Consider the following 21,264-nt stretch of genomic DNA (forward strand, 5'->3'; position numbering starts at 1 on the left):
CGCCGATGCAGTCCACGATGAAGGCCTGGTCCGTCACGTCCCTCGGTGAGCCGAAGGACGTCCTGCAGCTGGTCGACGCCCCCACCCCCGAGCCCGGCCCGCGCCAGGTCCTGGTCAGGGTCCTCGCCAGCGCCGCGAACTTCCCCGACGTGCTGCTCTGCCGCGGGCTCTACCAGATCAAGCCCGAGCTGCCGTTCACGCCGGGATCCGAGCTGTGCGGCGAGGTCGTCGCGGTCGGCTCCGAGGTCACCCGACTGGCCGTCGGCCAGCGGGTGCTGGGCCTGTGCGCCCTGCCCTACGGCGGGTTCGCCGATCTCGCCCTGATGGACGAGCACACGACCTACCCCGCACCCGCGTCGCTCGACGACGCCCAGGCGGCGTCGCTGTTCATCGGCTATCAGACCGGCTGGTTCAGCCTGCACCGCCGTACCGTCCTCCAGCCCGGCGAGACCCTGCTCGTGCACGCCGCTGCCGGTGGTGTGGGCAGTGCCGCCATCCAGCTCGGCAAGGCCGCCGGGGCGCGGGTGATCGGCGTCGTCCGTGGCCCGGAGAAGGCCGAGTACGCCAAGCAGCTCGGCGCGGACGTGGTCGTCGACCGTCGGACCGAGGACTTCGTGGCCGTCGTCAAGGACGTCACCGAGGGCCGCGGCGCCGACGTCGTCTACGACCCGGTCGGCGGCGAGACCTACCAGCGCTCCACGAAGTGCATCGCCTTCGAGGGCCGGATCCTGGTCATCGGCTTCGCCGGCGGCGAGATCCAGAGCGCCGCGCTCAACCACGCGCTGGTCAAGAACTACAGCATCATCGGCGTGCACTGGGGCCTCTACAACGCCCAGAACCCCGCCGCCGTCGCCGCCTGCCACGACGAGCTGACCCGCCTCGCCGATGTCGGCGCGGTGCGCCCGTTCGTCAGCGAGACCTTCGGCATGGCCGCGGTTCCCACGGCCGTGCAGCGGCTCGCCGACGGCGAGACCGTCGGCCGGCTGGTGTTCCAACCGTGACAGTCCCGTCCCACGACGACGCGAAGGGCGCCGGGCCGACTGGCCCGGCGCCCTTCGCGCTGGTGTTGCTGTGTGCCGGGCGGGACTGCGCCGACCTGGAAGTAACACGTTGTCCACCCGACTACCTGTCGATTCTCAGCACGACACGCCGTGTGAAACGGCCCGAACCTGCTGAGAAGTGGCGAGCAGTCGGATGGACAGCGTGTTACAGCACCTTGCGCGCCGACGCCCCGGCGTCGTCGCGGTCAGGCGATGGCCAGCACGCCGACCAGCGACACCGTCGCGACGACCAGCGTCGACACCATGCCCAGCGCGAGCGGGCGGCCGCCGCTGTGCAGCAGCTTGCCGAGGTGGACGCCGGTGCCGAGCGCGAACAGCGCGGCCGCGAGGGTGATCGTCTGCAGCGTGCTGATGACGTCGAGCACGCCGGCCGGCACCACCCCGCTGGTGCGCAGCAGCACGCAGGCCAGGAAGCCGAGCACGAAGAGCGGGACGATCGGCGGGCGGCCGGCGGCCGCACCGTCGGCCGCCGGGTGCGTACGACGACGGGTCGCGCTCACGACCGCGACCACCGGCGCGAGCAGCAGGACGCGGGTCAGCTTGACCACGACGGCCAGCGCGACCGCGGTGGCGCCGGCGGGCCCGGCGGCGGCGACGACCTGGCCGACCTCGTGCACGCTGGCGCCGGCCCAGATGCCGAGCTGGCGGTCGGTGAGGCCGAGAGGCGCCTGCAGCAAGGGGATCGCGATCATCGCGAGGGTGCCGCACAGGGTGACCATGGTGATCGCGGTGGCGACGTCGTCCTCGTCGGCGTCGGCGGTGCGCTCCATGCCGGCGATCGCCGAGGCACCGCAGATCGAGAAGCCGGTCGCGATCAGCAGGCTGCGGGCGGGGCCGACCTGCATCCTCAGGCCGAGCCACCAGGTGAAGGCCAGCGTGCTGACCAGGGTCAGGACGACCAGCGCGATCACCGGTGCGCCGAGGGCGCCGATCGCGGTCAGCGACAGCGAGAACCCGAGCAGCACGACGCCGACGCGGAGCAGCTTCTTGACCGCGATCCGCAGGCCCGGTTGGGCAGCGATCGGGATGAGGTCGAGGTTGGCGGCGACCGCACCGAGCAGCACCGCCCAGGTGAGCACACCCACGGAGGGGACGACGTGGTGACCCGCGGTGGCGAGTGCCACGCCGACCCCCGTGATCGCGAGCCCCGGCAGCAGCACGGATCGCTGCGGACGTCGGGCGCTCGTCGTCGTACGGACCGGAACGGTTCTCGTGGCCATGTCCTCCACCCTCGTGGCGTGCGGCAGGCTTCGGTAGTGAGCACCTCGGCATCACGTCATACGGAGGACGCATGAGCACCCCCACCCGGCGACCGGACCTCGACGACCTCGAGGTGCTCGCCCTCGTGGCACGCAGCGGGAGCATCGGCCAGGCAGCGCAGGAGCTGCGGCTCTCGCAGCCGAGCGTCTCGCGACGGATGCTCGCACTGGAGCGGCGTCTCGGCGTGACCCTGCTGCACCGCACCAAGCAGGGCACCACGCTGACCGCGCACGGCCGCCTCGTCGTCGACTGGGCCGGCGAGCTGCTCGATGCCGCCGAGCGGTTCACCCGATCGGTCGCCACCCTGCGGGCGGAGGGCGAGCGCGTCGTCCGGGCGGCCGTGTCGATGACGATCGCCGAGCACTACGCGCCGGCCTGGCTGGCCCGGCTGCACGCCGTCGCGCCGGACCTGCAGGTCTCGCTGAGCGTCGCCAACTCCACCGAGGTCGAGCGCCTCGTCCGCACCGGTGCGGCCGAGCTCGGGTTCGTCGAGGTGCCGACCGTGCCCGACGGGCTGCGCCACCAGCAGGTCGGCGCCGACCGGCTCGTCGTCGCGGTCGCGCCCGGCCACCCGTGGGCGGACCGGACCGAGCCGGTCGGCGCGGCCGAGCTCGCCGTCGGTGGCGTCCTCGTCCGCGAGGAGGGCTCCGGCACCCGGGTGACCCTGGAGGAGGCGCTGCGCCGCGAGGGGCACGAGCTGGTCCCGGGCCTGGTGATGGCGTCCAACAACGGCCTCACGCACGCCGCGATCGCCGGGATGGGCCCGGTCGCCCTGTCGGAGCGCGGGCTCGAGGCCGACCTCAAGCTCGGCGAGCTGCGCGCCGTGCCGCTCGACGGGGTCTTCCTGCTCCGCCCGCTCACCGCGATCTGGCCGGCGGAGGCGACGCTGTCGGACGCCGCCGCACGCCTGCTCGCCGCTGCCGGGCCGACCGGCACCGCGCGTCCCGGCTATCCCACCGATAGTGCCGAAGGGGGTTCCGGTCGTGCCTGCGCGCCATGATGCTGGGATCGTCATCCCCTGATCCGAGGAGTCGTCATGCCCGAAGCCGTCATCGTCTCGACCGCCCGCTCGCCGATCGGCCGGGCCGGGAAGGGCTCGTTGAAGGACATGCGTCCCGACGAGCTGTCGGTGCAGATGGTGCGGGCGGCGCTGGCGAAGGTGCCGGGGCTGGACCCGGCCGAGATCACCGACCTGATCCTCGGCGTCGGTCAGCCGGCCGGCGAGGCGGGCAACAACCTGGGCCGCGCGGTCGCCGTGCTGTCCGGGATGGACCACCTGCCCGGTGTGACGGTCAACCGCTACTGCTCGTCGTCGCTGCAGACCACGCGGATGGCGTTCCACGCGATCAAGGCGGGGGAGGGCGACGCGTTCATCTCCGCCGGCGTGGAGACGGTGAGCCGGTTCTTCAACGGCTGGTCGGACAACCCGGAGGGCCAGAACCCGGCCTTCGCGGACGCGCAGGCCCTGACCGACAAGCGTGCCCAGGGTGGCGCGGAGACGTGGGTGGACCCGCGCACGTCGGGTGAGCTGCCGGACCTGTACATCGCGATGGGCCAGACCGCGGAGAACGTCGCGCAGGTCCTCGGCATGTCGCGCGAGGAGCAGGACGTGTTCGCCGTCCGCAGCCAGAACCTCACCGAGCAGCGGATCGGCGAGGGCTTCTGGGCCCGCGAGATCACCCCGGTGACCCTGCCCGACGGGTCGACGGTGTCCGCGGACGACGGCCCCCGGGCGGGTACGACGCTCGAGGCGGTCTCCGGCCTCAAGCCGGTGTTCCGTCCCGATGGCACGGTCACGGCCGGCAACGCGTGCCCGCTCAACGACGGCGCCGCGGCACTGGTGATCATGTCCGACACCCGTGCCAAGGAGCTGGGCCTGACCCCGCTGGCCCGGATCGTGTCGACCGCGGTGACCGGGCTCTCGCCCGAGATCATGGGCCTGGGCCCCGTCGAGGCGATCCCGGCCGCGCTCAAGCATGCCGGCATGTCGTTGGGCGACATCGACCTGTTCGAGATCAACGAGGCGTTCGCCGTTCAGTCGCTGGGCTCGGCGCAGCAGCTCGGCATCGACGTCGACAAGCTCAACGTCAACGGGGGTGCGATCGCGGTGGGTCACCCGTTCGGCATGACCGGCGCGCGGATCACCGCGACGCTGATCAACTCGCTGCAGTGGCACGACAAGCAGTTCGGTGTGGAGTCGATGTGCGTGGGTGGCGGCCAGGGCATGGCCATGGTCCTGGAGCGGCTCAGCTGAGCGGGGCGCGCGTGACACACGGTCCCGTCGATGTCAGTGCCGCCCTCCGTGCCGTGGTCGTCGACTTCGGCGGGGTGCTGACCACGAGCGTCGGCGCGGCGCTCGCCGTGCTCGGTGCCGGCATCGGGCCCGACCCGATGCTGCCGGCCCGACTCCTGTCCCGCGACGAGCCGTCCTCGCGCCTCCTCGTCGAGCACGAGGAGGGCCGGCTGTCCCAGCGCGGGTTCGAGGAGGGCTTCGCCGAGCGGCTGCGCGCCCACGGCGCCGACGCCACCGCCGACGGGCTGGTCGCGACGATCCAGGCCGCGCTCCGGCCGGACCGCGCGATGCTCGACCTCGTCCGCGACCTGCGGTCCTCGGGTGTCCCGGTCGGGCTGCTGTCGAACTCGCTCGGCGACGACTGCTACGCCGGCTTCGACCTGCCCGCCCTCTTCGACGCGGTCGTCATCTCCGCCGAGATCGGTGCGCGCAAACCCTCGCGCCGTGCGTACGGCGCCGCGTGCGAGGCCCTCGGTGTCGCACCCGAGGAGGCGGTGATGGTCGACGACCTCGAGCACAACATCGTCGCCGCCCGGCGCTTCGGGATGGCGGGCGTCGTGCACACCAGCGCCGCGGTCACCGTCGCCGCGCTCGCCGGGCTCGGGATCCGGGTGCCCGCTCAGTCGGCCTGACCCGGCACCCGGACCAGGCCGAGCACGCCCCGTCGTACGGCGGCCAGCTGGTCGGCGTCGAGACCGAGGCCGCGCTGGTAGATCGGCTCCATCAGGGTCCAGCCGACCAGCAGCGACCCGATCGCGGCGGCGGTCACCCGCGCCTCCTCGACGTCGAGGGCCGGCTCCTGCCCGGTCAGCTCGGCGACCAGGGTGCGCATCAGCGGGAAGTCCCACTGCATCGAGTCCATCAGCTCGGGGGATGACACCAGGTTGGCGAACGTGCGCCACGCACCGGTGTCGAGCGGCCGCGTCGGGAGCTCCTGCCACCACGACCGCGCGGAGCCCGCGCGGCTCGCGCCCTCGCCGAGCTCCGCGGTCAGCTCCTCGAGAACGGCGCGGAAGATGGCCTGCTTGGAGCCGAAGTACTGGTGGATCAGCCCGTAGTTCACCTGGGCGGCCGTGGCGATCCGGCGTCCGGAGATCTGGGCGGCAGGCATCTCGCCGAGCAGCCGGCGCGCGGCCGCGACCAGCGACCGCTTCACCTCCTCGACGCCCCGGGGGGCCGGCTCCTCGCTCACGGGCGTCACCGTACAACGCCCGCCGCGGCGTCGTGCGGACGGCGAGAGGGGTCCGATGGCAGGGCGATAGCCGTCCCGGATCACCCCTGTTGACAGGTTTAGCCGACTGGCTAAAACATGGTGCAGGTCACACAGCCCGAGGAGGAGTTCCCCATGGAGCAGCCCGGTTGCCCGCACCTGCGGCAGTTCACCCTTGCGCCGCCCGCCGAGCGGCCGCTCGACGAGCCGGACTACTTCGGTGAGCTCCGCACGGAGTGCCCGGTCTCGAAGGTCAAGCTCTCCGAGACCAAGGAGGCCTGGTTGTTCACGAAGTTCGACGACGTGAAGGCCGTGCTGGCCGACCCGCGCTTCAGCTCGGAGTCGGGCCGCGATGGATTCCCGATCGAGGGCCAGCCCGGCGGCCTGCACCCGGTCAACGTCGGCATGTTCATCCGCCAGGACCCGCCCTTCCACACGAAGCTGCGCCGCATGGTCGTCCCTGCCTTCACCCCCAAGGCGGTCGCGGACGCCGCGGAGTTCATCGAGAAGGCCATCGTCGCCCGGCTCGACGCGCTGGCCGCACTGCCGCAGCCGGTCGACCTCGTCGAGGCGTACGCCATCGCCATCCCCTCCGACGTGATCGCTCGGATCATGGGCGTCCCCGCTTCGGAGACCGAGCGCTTCCAGCAGCTCACCGAGCGGCTGGTGACCATCACGCTGACGCCCGACGAGCTCGACGAGGCCATGGACGCGTTCATCGCCTTCTGCGACGAGATGATCGCGCTCAAGCGGGCCGAGCCGGGCGACGACCTGATCACCCAGCTGATCACCGACCGCCTCGACACCGGCGAGATCGACCGCGACCGCCTGCTCGGCTTCATCATCCTGCTCGTCCTCGGCGGCCACGACACGACCGGCGGCATGATCGCGCTCGGCATCTTCACCCTGCTCAAGCACCCCGACCAGCTCGCCCTGCTGCGCAGCGGCCAGCGCTCGTGGGGCGTCGCCGTCGAGGAGATGCTGCGCATCCACTCCGTCGCCCGCTCCGGCCCGCGCCGGGTCGCCTCGGAGGACCTCGAGGTCAACGGCTTCCAGGTGCGCGCCGGCGAGGGCGTGATCCCGTCGGTCCTCTCGGCCAACCACGACGGAGAGAAGTACGGACCCAGCCGGTTCCGCGACTTCACCATCCCCGAGGAGCGCCCGCGCCACCTCGCCTTCGGGTTCGGCCCGCACCAGTGCGTGGGCCAGAACCTCGCCCGGGTCGAGGTCGGCGTCGCCGTCGAGCGGATCCTCGAGCGCTACCCGAACATGCGCCTGGTCGACGACCGGGTGGAGAACGTCCAGGTCCGCAAGGACCGGGGTTTCTGGGGGCTGCGTGAGCTCCTCGTGGACCTCGGCCCGGCGGCGGAAGGAGTCGAGCGGTGAGGATCGAGATCGAGGCCGACAAGTGCTGCGGCGCCGGCCAGTGCGTGATGTTCGCGCCGACCTACTTCGACATGGACGACGCGGGTGTCGCGTTCGCCCTCGTCGACGAGGCCGACCCGGCCGACGTCGCGGACATCCAGGAGGCGATCGACTCCTGCCCGACCCTGGCGATCCGCCTTGTCGGCGACTGACCTCGACGACGGCGCAGGTACGTCGGGCAGGGCCGTCGTCGTCGGCGGTGGCCACGGCGGCACCCAGACCGCCGACGCGCTGCGCCGCTTCGGCTGGACCGGGCCGGTCACCGTCGTCGACGCCGACCCCTGGCAGCCCTACCAGCGCCCACCCCTGTCGAAGGGCGTGCTGGGCGACGCCCGCGACGACCTCTGCTTCCACGGGCCGGAGCACTACGCCGACGAGTCGATCGACCTGGTCCTCGGCGACGGTGCGGTTGCCCTCGACCGCGCGCAGCGGGAGGTGCGCCTCGCGTCCGGCCGGGTGCTCGGCTACGACCACCTCGTGCTCGGCCTCGGCTCGGTCGCCCGGCCGGTGCCGTTCGACACCGCGGGCCTCGACGGCATCGGTGTGCTGCGGACCCGGCAGGACGCGGACGCCTTGCGCCGATGGGCCTTCGAGGCCCGCTCCGCCGTCCTCGTCGGCGCCGGCTTCATCGGCCTCGAGCTCGCCACCCAGCTGCGCGGCATCGGCCTCGACGTCACCGTCGTGGAGACCGCACCCGCCCTGCTGACCGCGGCCCTGTCCGACGTGACGGCCGACTTCCTGCGCGCGCGGCACGAGGCCGACGGCGTACGCCTGCGCTTCGGGGCCCGCGTCGTCGCGGTCGACGGCGTCGGCGGCCGGGTGCGCCGGGTGCGCCTCGACAGCGGCGAGCTCCTGCCCGCCGACCTGGTCGTGGTCGGCGTCGGCGCGCTCCCCAACGACCGCCTCGCGGCGGACGCCGGCCTGGCGGTCGACGACGGCATCGTCGTCGACCACGACTTCCGCACCAGCGATCCCGCGATCTTCGCGATCGGCGACTGCGCGCGCTTCCCCACACCTGGCGGGCCGTCGCGGCTCACGTCCGTCCAGCACGCCTTCGACTCCGGCACCCGGGTCGCCAAGGTCCTCACCGGTCGCGAGGGCGGACCCATGCCGGTGCCGTGGTTCTGGACCGACCAGGCCGGCGTCAAGGTGCAGATGGCCGGCGGTGTCGGCGGCCACGACCGGGTCGAGGTCCTCGGCAGCATCCAGGACGCCCGGTTCTCCGTACGCCGCTACGCCGGCGACCTGCTCGTCGGCGGCGAGTCCGTCGGCTGGCCGCAGGAGCACCTGGCCACACGGCGCGAGCTGGCCGCTGTCCCCGCCCCGAGCTGACGTCAGCCGTCCAGGAACTCCAGCTGCGCGAGGCTGTGGTGCTCGCCGGCGGCCGGCCCGAGCCCATCGAGACGGGCGAGCTGGTCGGCGGTGAGCACGACGTCGGCGGCCGCGAGGTTCTCCTCGAGCCGGGCGATCCGCTTCGTCCCCGGGATGGGTACGACGTCCGGTCCGCGGTTCAGCAGCCAGGCCAGCGCGACCTGGGCGGGCGTCGTACCGGCTTCGGCGGCGACGGCGGCGACCTCGTCGGCGAGTCGCAGGTTGTGGTCGAAGTTCTCCGCCTGGAAGCGGGGGATCTGGGCGCGCCAGTCGCTCGTCGAGATGTCGGCGGCCGAGCGCAGCGTGCCGGTGAGGAAGCCGCGGCCGAGGGGCGAGTAGGCGACGAACCCGATGCCGAGCTCGCGCAGGACGGGCAGCACGGCAGCCTCAGGATCGCGCGTCCACACGGAGTACTCCGACTCCACGGCGGTGATCGGGTGCACCGCGTGGGCACGACGGATCGTCTCGGGCCCGGCCTCGGACAGGCCGATGTGCAGCACCTTCCCCTCGGCGACCAGCTCGGCGAGGGTGCCGACCGTGTCCTCGATCGGCGTGCCCGGGTCGACCCGGTGCTGGAAGTACAGGTCGATCCGGTCGGTGCACAGCCGGCGCAACGACCCTTCCACGGCGGCCCGGACGTTGGCCGGGCTGCTGTCGGGCAGGCCGGCGTCCCCGCGGACGTGGGAGATCATGCCGAACTTCGTGGCGACCACGGCGCGGTCGCGGTGCCCCACGAGCGCCTTGCCGACCAGCTCCTCGTTGGCGTACGGACCGTAGAACTCGGCCGCGTCGATGAAGGTGGCGCCGAGGTCGAGCGCCCGGTGGATGGTCCGGATCGACTCGGTGTCGTCGCTCCCGGTGCCGTCGAAGCCGGCGGCCATGCTCGCCGTACCGATGCCGATGCGGGAGACGGTCAGGTCGTTGAGCTGGGTGGTCTGCACCCGACCGAGCCTCGCGGCGCCACCGGTGGGCGGCAACGACCAGGCGGCTATCGCGGCGATAGCCCCGGGTCGTGCGCGACCCGGGCGGCGTGCAGCCGCGCGTGCTCGATCGCCTCGGGAGTGGTGGCGAACAGGTGCCGCTCGTGGGCGAGCTGGCGGTGCACGCCGAGCTGCTCGAGGACGGCGACGTGCTCGGGCCTGGTGCCGGACAGCAGCACGGTGACGCCGCGCTGCTCGAGGCGGCCGATGGTGTCGGCGAGCACGTGGGCGCCGGTGGCGTCGACGGCGGTGAGGTGTGACATCCGGAGCACGACGACGCGGACCCGGCTGACCTCGGCGAGCTCGAGCAGGAAGTCGTGCGCGGCGGCGAAGAAGAGCGGGCCGTCGAGGCGGTAGGCGACGATCTGCTCGTCGAGCAGGCGACGCTCCTCGTCCAGGTGGTCGCTCTCGTCGAGCGGCACCTCCTCCAGCCGCGCCGTCGCGGCGGTGTGGCGCAGTGCGAAGAAGCCTGCGACCGCCAGGCCGACGAGGACGGCCTGGACGAGGTCGAGGGCGACGGTGGCGACCGCGGTGAGGACCAGGGTCGCGGCGTCGCCGCGGGTCGCGCGCAGCAGCGGGGCCAGGCTGGAGACCCGGACCATCTGGACGGCGGTCGCGATCAGGACGCCGGCGAGCGCGGCCAGCGGGATCCGGCCGACCCAGCGTGCAGCCACCAGGACGACGACCAGCAGCAGCACCGCGTGCGTGAGGGCGGCGAGTCGCGAACGCGCGCCGGAGCGGACGTTGACCGCCGTACGGGCGATCGCCGCGGTGGCCGGGATGCCGCCGAAGAGCGGGCTCGCGAGGTTCGCCAGGCCCTGCCCGAGCAGCTCGCGGTCCGGGTCGTGGCGCTGCCCGACGCTCATCGCGTCGGCGACCGTCGCGGACAGCAGGCTCTCCAGCGCGCCCAGTGCCGCGACGGCGACGGCCGCGAGCACGAGGGTGTCGAGGTCGCCCCAGGGCACCGCCGGCAGGTGGGGTGCGGGCAGGCCGGGCGGGATCTCGCCGATGGTCGCCAGCGCCGTGCCCCCGGAGCGGTCGGCGACCAGGGCGTTGCCGAGCGTGGCGGCGACGACGAGGACCAGGGCCGCCGGGAAGCCCGCGCGCACGCGCGACATCGCGACGATCGCCACCGCGACGCCCAGGGCCGTGGCCGGCGGTGCCCACGTGGGAGCCTCGAGCCATGCCCGTACGGCGTCCGCGGCCAGGGTGAGGATCCTCTCGGCGTGCACGTCGACGCCGAGCGCCGCCGGCAGCTGCTGCAGGGCGATGATCACGGCGATCCCGGCGGTGAAGCCCTCGATCACCGGGACGGGGACGTACCTGATCGCCCGGCCGGCACCGGTCACCGCGAGCACGAGGAGCATCAGGCCCGCGAGCAGTCCGACCACGAGGACCCCGTCGGCTCCGTGCGCGGCGACGATGGGGATGAGGACGACCGTCATGGCACCTGTCGGACCGCTGACCTGGACGTGGCTGCCGCCGAAGACCGCCGCGACGGCGCCGGCGACCACCGCCGTGACGATGCCGGCCCCGGCGCCGACGCCCGAGCTCACGCCGAAGCCGAGCGCCAGGGGCAGCGCCACCAGCGCGACCATCACGCCGGCGGTGAGGTCGTGCCGCAGGTCGGCCTGCGTCCAGTCGGTCCGACGCGGTGCGAGCTGGCGCAGTCGCGCGAGCGCCGGGTTCATCGCACGCTCATCGAGCGCCGGGGACCATCAGCTCGTCCTCGAAGTCGGTGCGGGTCTCGGCGAGCCCCACCAGGATCCTGCGGGCGGACAGGAGCAGGTCGCGCACCTCGGGCGCGCTGATCGAGTAGACGACGGCCGTGCCCTCGCGGCGCGACACGACGAGCGAGGTACGGCGCAGCACGGCCAGCTGCTGCGACAGGTTGCTGGGCTCGATCGCGATCTGCTCGAGCAGCTCGTGGACCGCGTGGTCGCGCTCGGACAGCAGCTCGAGGATCCGGATCCGGGCCGGGTGGCCGAGGGTGCGGAAGAACTCCGCCTTGGTCTGGTAGAGCGGCACTCCCATCGTCGTACCTTCCTCTCCTCGGTGTCCGGTACCGCTACGATACATGACTTGAAGAAGTCTTCATGTCGTTGATCCCTTCGGGGAGCGGAGGAAGGAGCGGGCCGGCCGCATGGACGAGGGCACCGTCGAGACCGTCAGCATCGCCCAGCTCGAGCCGGGCGACGTCGTCACGCTTCCCGGGGTCCCGGGCCGCTGTCGGATCCAGGTCGCGCGCTCGGCCGTGCCGGGCGTCGTCTGGCTCTACGTCGCCGACGCGGTCACGGGCGTGCGCCGACGCGGCCACGTCGCCCTGCCCCTGCACCAGGACGTGACCCGGCACGGAGCCGCACCGGCGCCTCGCGGCCGGGCGCCCGAGGACACCTAGGGCGTCTCGCGCGTCAGCCGACCAGCTCCGCCACGAGGTCGACCTGACGGGGGTCGTCGCTGGTCGGGATCAGCTGCACCTCGTCGGTGCCGATCGCCGCGAACCGGTCGAGCAGCGCCCGCAGCTCGTCGAGCGTGCCCGCGAAGCCGGCGGTCGGGGCGAGTGCGTCGACGAGGGCGGGTGGCAGCCAGTTCATGTAGTGCCGCAGGTGCTGGTGGACCTGGCCCCGCGGCTCGGGCGCGGTCTCCGCGAGCGCGAACCAGAACGACGTCGTCAGCCGTGGCGCCGGCCGACCGCCCTCGGTCCAGGCCGACCGGGCGACATCGAACAGCGCGCCGGTCTCGTCGACGTCGGCGCTCAGGGTCATGCCGGCCACGCCGTCGGCCCAGCGTGCGGCGTGCCGGACCGTGCGGTGGCCGAGCGTGCCGACGAGCAGCTCGGGGCCGCCCGGCTGGACCGTCCGCGGGCCGACCGGGCGGGTGGCCCCGGTGAGGTTGTCGCCGCTCCACACCCGTCGCAGCACCCCGGCCCGCTCGGCCATCTCGGCCATGGTCCGGTTGCTCCAGTCGGCAGACACCGCCGCGTAGTCCTCCTCGCGCCCGCCCACGCCGAGGCCCACGCTCAAGCGGCCGCCGCTGAGCTGGTCGCCGGTCGCGAGCGCCTTGGCGAGGAGCACCGGGTCGTGCAGCTGCGGGACGACGACCGTCGTACCGATCCGCACCCGGCGGGTCCATGCCGCGACCGCGCCGAGCAGGGTGAGCGCGTCGGGGTTGTCGAAGGCGATCCGCTCGCCGAAGCACACCGAGCTGTAGGGGCCGGCGTCGATCCGCTCGGCCCACTCCCGCAGCACGTCCGGCGCGATGTCCGGCTCCATCACGGGCAGCGTCATGCCGACGTCCATCGCGGAGCTCACGGGGGCTCAGCCTCGCGCCCGCAGGCCGGTCGCGACCAGGTCGACCAGCGCCTGGTAGGCCTGGGCGTCGTCGAGCCCGGTCGCCGTACCGATCCGGCCGTCGCCGATCGCGTCCATCACCTCGGCGACGGCGGCGCCGACGAAGGTGGCGTTGACCCGGCGCAGGGTGCCGGCCTCCACCCCCTCGGTCACCAACGCCTGGACGCGGGCGGCTGCCTGGGCGGTGTTGGCGCGGTAGACCTCGGCTCCGGGCGGGAAGCCGGCCAGGTCGGCGTAGAACTGCGGGGAGGCGGGAGCGAGCTCGTCGGCCACGGCGGTGAGGTACGTCGAGAGCCGGTCCGCCGGGTCCGCGGCGGCCCCGACCCGTTCCTCGATCCGCTCCGCGGCGCGCTTGAAGAAGTGCCGCACGGTCGCGGTGATGACCTGCTCCTTGCTCGGCGCCACCAGGTAGAGGGTGCTGCGCGAGCAGGACAGTCGCTGGGCCAGCTCGCCGATGCCGAAGGTCGCGAATCCCTCGGCCAAGAACAGCTCGACCAGCTCGTCGAGCAGCGCGTCACGGCGCTGGCGGGTCCGCGCCGGGAGGGTTCGCTGCTGCTGCACGGTGGCAGGCTAGCAACGAAGGGAGTACCGTAGTCCGTACCAGAATCATGATTTCAGTACCCAACACGGAGGACCCGATGCCCGCACGTCGCCTGATGGCGTCCGAGGAGTACGCCGACCTGCTCCGCCTGGCCCGCCAGCTCGCCACCGAGGAGCTGCTGCCGCGCGCCGCGGAGGCCGAGGCGACGGGCACCTTCCCGCGCGACGTGTTCCGCCTGCTCGGCCGGGCCGGCTTCCTCGGCCTGCCCTACCCCGAGGAGCTCGGAGGCGGTGGGCTGCCCTACGAGGTCTACCTGCAGGTGCTCGAGGAGATCGGCTCGGTCTGGTCGAGCGTCGGCGTGGGCGTCTCGGTCCACGCGCTGAGCTGCTTCGGCCTGGCCACCGCCGGGACCGACGAGCAGCGCAAGGCGTGGCTCCCGGAGATGCTCGGCGGTGACCTGCTCGGCGCCTACTGCCTCTCCGAGGCGCACGCCGGCTCCGACCCGGCGGCGATGCGTACCCGGGCCCGGCTCGACGGCGACGCGTACGTCATCAACGGCGCGAAGGCCTGGGTCACCCACGGCGGCAAGGCCGACTTCTACAAGGTCATGGCCCGCACCGGTGACGGCCGCGGCGACATCTCCTGCTTCCTGGTCCGGGCCGACACGCCGGGCCTGTCGGCCGACGCCCCCGAGGACAAGATGGGCCTGATGGGCTCGACCACCGCCACGGTGCGCTTCGAGGACGTCCGGGTCCCCGTCGAGCAGCGCCTCGGCGACGAGGGCCAGGGCCTCAAGATCGCCCTCGCCGGCCTCGACGCCGGCCGCCTCGGCATCGCCGCCGTCGCGACCGGTCTCGCCCAGGGTGCTCTCGACCGCGCGGTCGCCTACGCCCAGCAGCGCGAGGCCTTCGGCCAGCGGATCATCGACCACCAGGGCCTGGCCTTCGTGCTCGCCGACATGGAGGCCGCGATCCAGTCGGCCCGCGCCACCGTCCTGCACGCCGCCCGCCTCAAGGACCTCGGCCTGCCGTTCTCCCGCGAGGCCTCGATCGCCAAGCTGGTCGCCACCGACACCGCCATGAAGGTCACCACGGACGCCGTCCAGGTCCTCGGCGGCGCCGGCTACACCAAGGACTTCCCGGTCGAGCGCTACATGCGCGAGGCCAAGGTGATGCAGATCTTCGAGGGCACCAACCAGATCCAGCGGATGGTCATCGGGCGCTCGCTCGACCGCGAGGCCGGCCAGGGCGCGATCGTCACCGCCTGACGACATCCGGGCGCGGCGTCAGCCGTCGGCGTCGGCGACGTCCCTGCGCAGACGCACCTCGACCTGGTCGTCCTCGAGCTGGTGACCGGCCGCGCACACGACGCGCAACCCGGCCGGCTGGCCGCAGCCTGCGTGCGCGAGCTCCAGCTGGTCGGAGCCGTCGGTGTGCTTCGCGCCCCAGGCGAACAGCCCCATCACCACCGGCACCAGATCGGTCCCGGCCGGGGTCAGCACATACTCGTCGCGGGTGCGGGCGCCGTCCGCCTGGTAGGGACGGCGCTCCAGCAGGCCGGCGTCGGCCAGCGCCTTGAGGTGGGTGGAGGCGGTGGCGGGCGCCACCCCGACCCGGGTGACGAAGTCGTCGAAGCGGCGGGTGCCGTAGTGCGCCTCGCGCATGAGCAGCATCGCCGGCCGCGAGCCCACCACGGCCATCGCCTTCTCGATGGGGCAGTGCCCCACCGGCGACCAGACCGTGCGGTCGTCCAGCGGTGCGTGCAGCTGCATGTCGTCCACCTCACTCGAGCTTCACTCGGATCTGACTTCAGGAATCTGTAGTCAGAGCGTAGCGTTCCCCTCCTGACTTCAAATTCATGAAGTAGATCCCTGAGGAGGGCACCATGAACACAGCTGTCATCGTCGACGCGGTCCGCACCCCGCTCGCCAAGGGCAAGCCCACGGGCGCCTACGCCGACATCCACCCCGTCGACCTGCACGCCGCCTCGCTGCGGGCGATCGTCGAGCGCACCGGCATCGACCCGGCCGGGATCGACGACGTCATCAGCGGTGCCGTCGGGCAGGTCGGGGAGCAGTCGGGCAACACCGCGCGGTGGGCCCTGCTCGCGGCCGGCTACCCGGAGAGCGTGCCCGGTGTGACCGTCGACCGCCAGTGCGGCAGCAGCCAGCAGGCCCTGCACTTCGCCGCGCAGGGCGTCATCGCCGGTGCGTACGACGTCGTGGTCGCCTCCGGCATCGAGTCGATGAGCCGCATCCCGATCGGCAGCCAGACCCTCGGCAGGGACTTCCGCGGCCCCCGGGTCGACGCCCGGTACGGCGGGGCCCTGGTGCCCCAGGGCATCAGCGCCGAGCTGATCGCGCAGAAGTGGAACCTCTCGCGCGCCCAGCTCGACGAGTACTCCGCGATGTCGCACGAGCGGGCCGCGCGGGCCTGGAAGGACGGCCTGATCGACAGCCAGGTCACCTTCGTCAACGACCTGCACACCGACGAGACGATCCGGCCCGGCACGACCCCGGAGGTCCTCGCCGGCCTCCGCCCGGCCTTCCGCAACGAGGACTGGGCCGCGGCGTACCCGACGATCGACTGGAAGGTCACCGCCGGCAACAGCTCCCCGGTCAACGACGGCTCCGCAGCCGTCCTGGTCACCTCCGAGGACGCCGCCACCCGCCTCGGCCTGAGGCCGCGGGCCCGGGTGCACTCCTTCGCCGTGGTCGGCGACGACCCGGTCCTGATGCTCACCGGCATCATCCCCGCCACGCACAAGGTCCTCGACCGGGCAGGCCTGACGATGGCCGACATCGACGCGTTCGAGGTCAACGAGGCCTTCGCCTCCGTGGTCCTGGCCTGGCAGGCCGAGACCGGCGCCGACCTGGAGAAGGTCAACGTCAACGGGGGTGCCATCGCCATCGGTCACCCGCTGGGCGCGTCCGGTGCTCGGCTGACGACCAGCCTGCTCAACACCCTCGAGCAGCGCGGCGGCCGTTACGGCCTCCAGGTCATGTGCGAGGCGGGCGGCCTCGCCAACGCCACCGTCATCGAACGCCTCTGACCCGTCAGCGCCTGACCGCGATCGTCCTCGTGCTCGGCGTCGGGTCCCACGTGGTCCCGGCGCCGGCCCGGACGTACAGCGTGTAGCGCCCCGGCTTCAGGTGCCGGGTCCTCAGCACGTACGACGTCGAGCAGGCGCGCCACCCGGCCGCGACCGGGGCGGAGCGCTTGCGCCGCAGCTGGCAGGTCAGCGTCGCGCCCGGCGTCGGCGACGAGAGCCGGTACGTCGCACGCCGGCCCGACCGCACCGTGCCCGGCCCGGTGACCGGACCGGTCTCGGGGGCGTTCGCGACGGGGGTCGGCTGGGGCTGGTGGCCGGGGCCCGGGTCGATGGGGTCCTCGTCGTCGGGGACCGAGAGCCACGACCAGCCGGCCGGCGTGGCGTCGAGGTTGCCGACGGCGTCGTACGCCGCGACCTCGAAGGTGTAGGTGCCCTCCGCGGTCAGGCCGGTGAAGGTCACCGGCGAGGTGCAGGCGGACCACGCGTCGCTGCGCCCCGGTCCGGTCACCCGGCACCGGAAGGAGGCGCCGGGCTCCGCGGTGAAGGTCGAGCGCATCACGCCACCGCTGACCTCCCCGCCGGTCAGCGTGGTCTGCGGGGCCGTGGTGTCGACCGTCCAGGTGTGGCTCACCGGCACCTGGTCCTGCCAGCTGCCCTTGCGGCCCCAGATCCGCATCCGGTGCTGGCCCTCGGTGACGCCGGAGACGGTGTGGTTGCCGACCCGCTGGCCCAGGCAGACGTACGGCGCCTGGTCGTCGAGCTGGCAGACGTAGTCGGCGGCGCTGTTGCTGGTCAGCCCGAAGGTCGCCTGGGTGCTCCCGGTCAGCACGGGCGGGGTGGCGAGCAGGTAGGTCTCGACGGCGGTGTAGTCGACGACCCGCAACGCGCTGGCCTGGCCGGACGGGTCGACCGCCCGCACCCAGAAGCTGTGGGCGCCCTCACCGACCAGCCGTTGTTCGCCGCTCGCGCACGGTGCCCACGGGGTCACGCCGTCGAAGGCGCACTCGAAGACGCCCTCGTCGGCGGCGAAGTCGTAGCGGAACGTGCGGTCGACGCCGGGCACTGCACTCACGGCGGCGTAGGTCATCTCCGGGACGTGGGTGTCGTTGAAGCTGATCCGCGGAGTCTTCTCGACGGTGCTGAACGGGCCCGACTGGAGGCCGCACAGCGGGACGCCGTCGTCGATCTCGATCAGGTCGCAGCCCGACCAGTTCCCGGTCGCCCAGCTCCCGGGCGCGGCCTCCGGCCGCAGCCACGTGGTCGCCACGAGCGGCTCCTCGTTGCGCATCCGCTCGCACGTGTTGACGACGCGCTCGTCGACCTCGCTGGTCCAGTCGCAGACGGTCGGGCCGTCCTCGATGGAGCCGGACTCGACGGTGACCTTGCCGGCCCCCTTGATCGAGATGACGACACCCACCTGGCCGGCGTGGGCAGGAGAGGTCAGTGACGGGACGGCGGTCAGGGCTGCCGTGGTGGCCAGGGCGGCGGCAGCGCGAAGCAGGGATCTCACGAACCACTAGCCTTCGGCGTCGCCAGCACCCGCGACCATCCCGAGTCGCTGGTGAATCGGACGTCCCAGAGTGCTGGGAGTCGTCCTGCATCTAGGGTGGCGCCGTGAGCGATGCGGAGCTGCCCGAACCGGTCGAGCGCCGGCTGCAGCGGCTCTGGGCCGACGCGGCCGAGCGGGGTGGGCCGATGCCGGGGGAGACGGTCCTTGCCTCCGAGCTGGAGATCAGCCGTCCCGCCGTGCGCGAGGCGCTCGTCCGGCTGGAGGAGCGCGGCTTCATCCACCGCCGCAAGGGCGCCGACACCACGGTCAACAGCTCGCTGCTCGCCATCCCGGCCCGCTTCGAGCAGCGTCTCGACAGCGCCGAGCTGATCGCCGCGATGGGGCGTACGCCGTCCGTCCGGGTCGTGTCCGCCGAGGTCGGCGAGGTGAGCCTCGACGAGGCCGACGCCTACGACCTCACCCCGCGCCAGTCCGTGCTGCGCACCACCAAGGTGTGGTCGGCCGACGACGAGCCGGTGCTGGTGGCGCGCGACGTCGTCCCCGTCCTGACCCGGGTCGCTCCGGACGACGTCGACCCCGCGACCCCGATGCCCGCGCTGGCGCGGGAGCTGGCCGGCGAGCAGGTCGGCTGGGAGCTGGTGTGGCCCGGCGCCGACGGCCTGTCGGCCGAGGACGCCGGGCTGACCGGCCGCCCCGAGGGAGAGGCGGCGTTGACCCTCGAGGCGACCGGGATCAGTCGCACCGGCACGGTCTGCTACTGGACCCGTGAGGTGCACGTGCACGGGGCGTTCCGGTACGCGATGGTGCGTCGCGCCGACTGGTAGGGCGCGCTCAGCGGTGCAGGCGCGTGGTCGTCTCCGACTCGGCCACGACCCGACCCCGGCGGATCACCCAGCGTGGCCGCGCGTGCTCGGTGAGCACGTCGCGCAGCCGTCCGTCGGCGTGCACGCACAGGTTGGCCGGGTTGCCCTCCGCGATCGCGTGGTCCGCGACCCCGAGCACGTCGGCCGCGCGGGTCGTGACCAGCTCGAGCAGCAGGCGCTGGTCGGCGGAGGTGAGGAAGCGCAGCGTGTGGGCGGCCAGGAAGGCGACCTCGAGCATGCTGTGGCGGCCGAACGGGTAGTACGCGTCCTCGATGTCGTCCTGGCCCAGGGCGACCGGGATGCCGTCCTCGAGGAACTCCCGCACCGGTAGGTGCAGGGGCCCCGTGTGCGGGTCGGACACGAAGCCCAGACCGGCCGCGTGCGCGAGGTCCATCAGCCGCTGCAGCGTCGGTTGCGGGTAGGTCGCCAGCGCCCGCGCGTGGCAGGCCACGCCGCGGCCGCGCAGGTCGTGCTCGATCATCGCCTCGGCCAGCATCTGCGTCGTCCGCAGCCCCGGGTCGCCGGCGTCGTCGACCAGCATCGCCACCCGCTTGCCCTGCGCGGCGGCCAGCCGGCACGCCCACTCGACGTGTGCGCGGGCGTCGGCGTCGGTCATCTCGATCCAGGGGATGCCGCCCACGACGTCGGCGCCCATCCGCAGCGCCTCCTCGCACAGGGCCGCCGCGCCCGGGTCGCGCAGCAGCCCGTCCTGCGGGAACGCCACGACCTGCAGGTCGAGCAGGTCGCGGTACTCCTCACGCACGGCCAGCACCGCCTCCATCCCGACCAGCCGCGCGGTGGTGTCCACGTCGACGAAGGCCTGGAGGTGCAGCACGCCGTGGGCGAGCGCGGCGTCGAGCGCCCTGCGGATGTTGGGCTCGAGCCAGGCGCGGTCGTACTGCCGCTTCACCGCGCTCGCCTCGCGCACGATCGAGCGCAGCGCGGCGCCCATGGTGCCGGACGTGTACGCCGCCAGCGCGCCCTCGCCCGCCCGGTCGAGGGTGTGCACCTTCTCCAGGTGCATGTGCCCGTTGACGAAGGTCTCGGTCACCAGCCCGCCGGCGGCGTCGAGGGTCCGGGTCGCGGTGGCTCCGGCCGGCGGCTGAGGGGCGACGTGGACGTAGCGGCCGTCACGGACACCCAGTGCCACGGGCGATCCGTCGGCCAGGCGCGCGTCGGTGACCAGCAGGTCGAGGGGCGCGCTCATGCCGCGGCCTCGAACGCGATCGACTCCTGCAGGGTGAGCCCGCGGCGCAGCGTGTTGCCGACCGGGCAGGTCTCGATGCCGTGCCGCAGGGCGTCCTGCTGCTCGGCGGTGAGGTCGCCGTGGACGGTGACCTCGGCGATGATCCGGGAGATCCGCAGCTCCCGCTCGCCCGGGTCGAGCGGGCCCGACGTCGGCCGGTTGATCCGCAGGGAGAGCCGGATCTCTGCACGGACGTAGTCGAAGCCGTGCTGCCGCGCGACCCCGCGCAGGGTGCCGGCCATGCAGCCGCCGAGCGCCGAGAGCACGAGGCCGAACGGGTTGGGCGCCGTACCGCCGCCCTCGAACTCGCGCGGCTCGTCGATGACGACGGTGTGCTCGCCGCCGACGACGGCGAGCGAGGCGAAGTCGTTCAGGCTGTGCACGACGACGTCGCGGTTGGCCGACGCGTGGGCCGTTGCGGTCATGGGTCCTCCCGGGCTCGAGCTGATCTGTCAGACAGGACGTTCCTCACCTGTCAGACATGTGTCAAGAGCTCCGGGCGCGCCGCTGGACCGGCTCGTCAGGTCTCGACGAGCCGGCCGGGGCGTTCGGGTCAGGAGTTGCCGTCGACCGGTACGACGCCCGCGCGGTGCCGCTCGGCGAGCTCGGCGTAGTAGGCGGCGTTGGTCTCGACCCAGAAGTGCGCGCCGGTGCCCTCGATCGGGCGCTTGGTCTCGGCCGGGGCGCCCGCGGCGAGAACGCCCTCGGGGATCTTCGTGCCCGGCGTGACGACGGCCCCGGCGGCGACGAGGGAGCCCGCGCCGATCGAGGCGTGGTCGAGGACGGTGCTGCCGTTGCCGAGCAGCGACTTCTCGCCCATCGTGTCGCCGTGGAACACGCAGGCGTGGGCCACCGTGGCGTTCGGGCCGATGTCGACGACGACGTCGGGGGCGCCGTGGACGACCGAGTTGTCCTGGATGTTCGACCCCTCGCGCACGATGATCGTGCAGATGTCGGCGCGGAGCACGGCGCCGTACCAGACGCTGGCGCCCTTCTCGATGCGGACGTCGCCGATCAGGGTCGCGGTCGGCGCCACGAACGCCTCGGGGTGGACCTGGGGCCGCCGGCCCTCGAACTCGTAGAGGAACACGGCCCCACCGTAG

At 73.1% G+C, this 21,264-nt stretch carries 23 protein-coding genes; 11 read left to right on the forward strand and 12 right to left on the reverse strand.

Features of this window, described 5'->3' with window-relative positions; all coding sequences use genetic code 11:
- Positions 1-5 precede the first annotated feature (5 nt).
- Positions 6-1,001, forward strand: coding sequence for an NADPH:quinone oxidoreductase family protein (locus BJ958_RS21930; protein WP_218865935.1), 996 nt, complete (start codon positions 6-8; stop codon positions 999-1,001).
- A 245-nt stretch (positions 1,002-1,246) separates the two neighbouring features.
- Here the strand turns inward: BJ958_RS21930 and BJ958_RS21935 are convergent, their stop codons facing one another.
- Positions 1,247-2,281, reverse strand: coding sequence for a YeiH family protein (locus BJ958_RS21935; protein WP_179728961.1), 1,035 nt, complete (start codon positions 2,279-2,281; stop codon positions 1,247-1,249).
- Positions 2,282-2,352: 71 nt separating this feature from the next.
- Between BJ958_RS21935 and BJ958_RS21940 the strand changes: the two genes are divergently transcribed.
- From BJ958_RS21940 to BJ958_RS28765, 3 genes are read left to right on the forward strand one after another with little or no spacing between them, the layout of a single operon-like run.
- Positions 2,353-3,321 (forward strand): LysR family transcriptional regulator, encoded by a 969-nt coding sequence (locus BJ958_RS21940; protein WP_179728962.1) that lies wholly within the window; start codon positions 2,353-2,355, stop codon positions 3,319-3,321.
- 36 nt (positions 3,322-3,357) lie between these two features.
- Complete coding sequence (locus BJ958_RS21945) at positions 3,358-4,575, forward strand: acetyl-CoA C-acetyltransferase (protein ID WP_179728963.1); 1,218 nt, start codon at positions 3,358-3,360, stop codon at positions 4,573-4,575.
- A gap of 11 nt (positions 4,576-4,586) precedes the next feature.
- Positions 4,587-5,246 carry an HAD family hydrolase gene (locus BJ958_RS28765; protein ID WP_218865936.1) on the forward strand — a complete coding sequence of 220 codons (660 nt, stop codon included), beginning with the start codon at positions 4,587-4,589 and terminating at the stop codon, positions 5,244-5,246.
- Here the strand turns inward: BJ958_RS28765 and BJ958_RS21955 are convergent.
- A complete protein-coding gene (locus BJ958_RS21955; RefSeq protein WP_179728964.1) occupies positions 5,234-5,806 on the reverse strand; it encodes a TetR family transcriptional regulator in 573 nt (190 codons plus the stop codon). The two genes, BJ958_RS28765 and BJ958_RS21955, sit on opposite strands and share 13 nt — an antisense overlap.
- 153 nt (positions 5,807-5,959) lie before the next feature.
- Between BJ958_RS21955 and BJ958_RS21960 the strand changes: the two genes are divergently transcribed.
- From BJ958_RS21960 to BJ958_RS21970, 3 genes are read left to right on the forward strand one after another with little or no spacing between them, the layout of a single operon-like run.
- Positions 5,960-7,210 (forward strand): cytochrome P450, encoded by a 1,251-nt coding sequence (locus BJ958_RS21960; RefSeq protein ID WP_179728965.1) that lies wholly within the window; start codon positions 5,960-5,962, stop codon positions 7,208-7,210.
- Positions 7,207-7,401 (forward strand): ferredoxin, encoded by a 195-nt coding sequence (locus BJ958_RS21965; RefSeq protein WP_179728966.1) that lies wholly within the window; start codon positions 7,207-7,209, stop codon positions 7,399-7,401. The genes BJ958_RS21960 and BJ958_RS21965 overlap by 4 nt, the downstream gene beginning before the upstream one ends.
- On the forward strand, positions 7,388-8,581 hold the full coding sequence (locus BJ958_RS21970; RefSeq protein ID WP_179728967.1) for an NAD(P)/FAD-dependent oxidoreductase: 1,194 nt from the start codon (positions 7,388-7,390) through the stop codon (positions 8,579-8,581). Before BJ958_RS21965 ends, BJ958_RS21970 begins: the two co-directional genes overlap by 14 nt.
- A 2-nt stretch (positions 8,582-8,583) precedes the next feature.
- Here BJ958_RS21970 and BJ958_RS21975 read toward each other — a convergent pair whose 3' ends face one another.
- The 3 genes from BJ958_RS21975 to BJ958_RS21985 are packed head-to-tail and all read right to left on the reverse strand — an operon-like array spanning position 8,584 to position 11,634.
- Positions 8,584-9,561: an aldo/keto reductase gene (locus tag BJ958_RS21975; protein WP_179728968.1), complete on the reverse strand. Its 978-nt coding sequence runs from the start codon at positions 9,559-9,561 to the stop codon at positions 8,584-8,586.
- 47 nt (positions 9,562-9,608) lie between these two features.
- On the reverse strand, positions 9,609-11,291 hold the full coding sequence (locus BJ958_RS21980) for a SulP family inorganic anion transporter (RefSeq protein WP_179728969.1): 1,683 nt from the start codon (positions 11,289-11,291) through the stop codon (positions 9,609-9,611).
- A gap of 7 nt (positions 11,292-11,298) precedes the next feature.
- Positions 11,299-11,634: an ArsR/SmtB family transcription factor gene (locus BJ958_RS21985; protein WP_179728970.1), complete on the reverse strand. Its 336-nt coding sequence runs from the start codon at positions 11,632-11,634 to the stop codon at positions 11,299-11,301.
- Positions 11,635-11,743: 109 nt separating this feature from the next.
- Here BJ958_RS21985 and BJ958_RS21990 point away from each other — a divergent pair, with 109 nt between their 5' ends.
- Positions 11,744-11,998 (forward strand): hypothetical protein, encoded by a 255-nt coding sequence (locus BJ958_RS21990; RefSeq protein ID WP_179728971.1) that lies wholly within the window; start codon positions 11,744-11,746, stop codon positions 11,996-11,998.
- Between the two features lie 13 nt (positions 11,999-12,011).
- Here the strand turns inward: BJ958_RS21990 and BJ958_RS21995 are convergent, their stop codons facing one another.
- Entirely contained in the window at positions 12,012-12,911 is a 900-nt protein-coding gene (locus BJ958_RS21995) for an LLM class flavin-dependent oxidoreductase (RefSeq protein WP_218865937.1), read from the reverse strand.
- A gap of 6 nt (positions 12,912-12,917) precedes the next feature.
- On the reverse strand, positions 12,918-13,511 hold the full coding sequence (locus BJ958_RS22000) for a TetR family transcriptional regulator (RefSeq protein WP_179728972.1): 594 nt from the start codon (positions 13,509-13,511) through the stop codon (positions 12,918-12,920).
- Between the two features lie 77 nt (positions 13,512-13,588).
- Between BJ958_RS22000 and BJ958_RS22005 the strand changes: the two genes are divergently transcribed.
- The gene (locus BJ958_RS22005) at positions 13,589-14,758 is read left to right on the forward strand and encodes an acyl-CoA dehydrogenase family protein (RefSeq protein WP_179728973.1); all 1,170 of its coding nucleotides are present in this window, start codon (positions 13,589-13,591) and stop codon (positions 14,756-14,758) included.
- An 18-nt stretch (positions 14,759-14,776) separates the two neighbouring features.
- Here BJ958_RS22005 and BJ958_RS22010 read toward each other — a convergent pair whose 3' ends face one another.
- Positions 14,777-15,262 (reverse strand): winged helix-turn-helix transcriptional regulator, encoded by a 486-nt coding sequence (locus BJ958_RS22010; protein WP_179728974.1) that lies wholly within the window; start codon positions 15,260-15,262, stop codon positions 14,777-14,779.
- A 113-nt stretch (positions 15,263-15,375) separates the two neighbouring features.
- Between BJ958_RS22010 and BJ958_RS22015 the strand changes: the two genes are divergently transcribed.
- Entirely contained in the window at positions 15,376-16,542 is a 1,167-nt protein-coding gene (locus BJ958_RS22015) for a thiolase family protein (RefSeq protein ID WP_179728975.1), read from the forward strand.
- 4 nt (positions 16,543-16,546) lie between these two features.
- On the opposite strand, the gene BJ958_RS22020 is transcribed toward BJ958_RS22015, so the two are convergent.
- Positions 16,547-18,052: a hypothetical protein gene (locus BJ958_RS22020; protein WP_179728976.1), complete on the reverse strand. Its 1,506-nt coding sequence runs from the start codon at positions 18,050-18,052 to the stop codon at positions 16,547-16,549.
- Positions 18,053-18,156: 104 nt separating this feature from the next.
- Here BJ958_RS22020 and BJ958_RS22025 point away from each other — a divergent pair, with 104 nt between their 5' ends.
- A complete protein-coding gene (locus tag BJ958_RS22025) occupies positions 18,157-18,876 on the forward strand; it encodes a UTRA domain-containing protein (RefSeq protein ID WP_179728977.1) in 720 nt (239 codons plus the stop codon).
- A 7-nt stretch (positions 18,877-18,883) separates the two neighbouring features.
- Here BJ958_RS22025 and BJ958_RS22030 read toward each other — a convergent pair whose 3' ends face one another.
- From BJ958_RS22030 to BJ958_RS29195, 3 genes are all read right to left on the reverse strand, one after another.
- Positions 18,884-20,122: an amidohydrolase family protein gene (locus BJ958_RS22030; RefSeq protein WP_179728978.1), complete on the reverse strand. Its 1,239-nt coding sequence runs from the start codon at positions 20,120-20,122 to the stop codon at positions 18,884-18,886.
- The gene (locus tag BJ958_RS22035) at positions 20,119-20,586 is read right to left on the reverse strand and encodes an OsmC family protein (protein WP_179728979.1); all 468 of its coding nucleotides are present in this window, start codon (positions 20,584-20,586) and stop codon (positions 20,119-20,121) included. The genes BJ958_RS22030 and BJ958_RS22035 overlap by 4 nt, the downstream gene beginning before the upstream one ends.
- Positions 20,587-20,714: 128 nt before the next feature.
- The gene (locus BJ958_RS29195; RefSeq protein ID WP_179728980.1) at positions 20,715-21,251 is read right to left on the reverse strand and encodes a gamma carbonic anhydrase family protein; all 537 of its coding nucleotides are present in this window, start codon (positions 21,249-21,251) and stop codon (positions 20,715-20,717) included.
- Positions 21,252-21,264: the final 13 nt, after the last annotated feature.

The organism is Nocardioides kongjuensis (assembly GCF_013409625.1).
Classification (GTDB): Bacteria; Actinomycetota; Actinomycetes; order Propionibacteriales; family Nocardioidaceae; genus Nocardioides; species Nocardioides kongjuensis.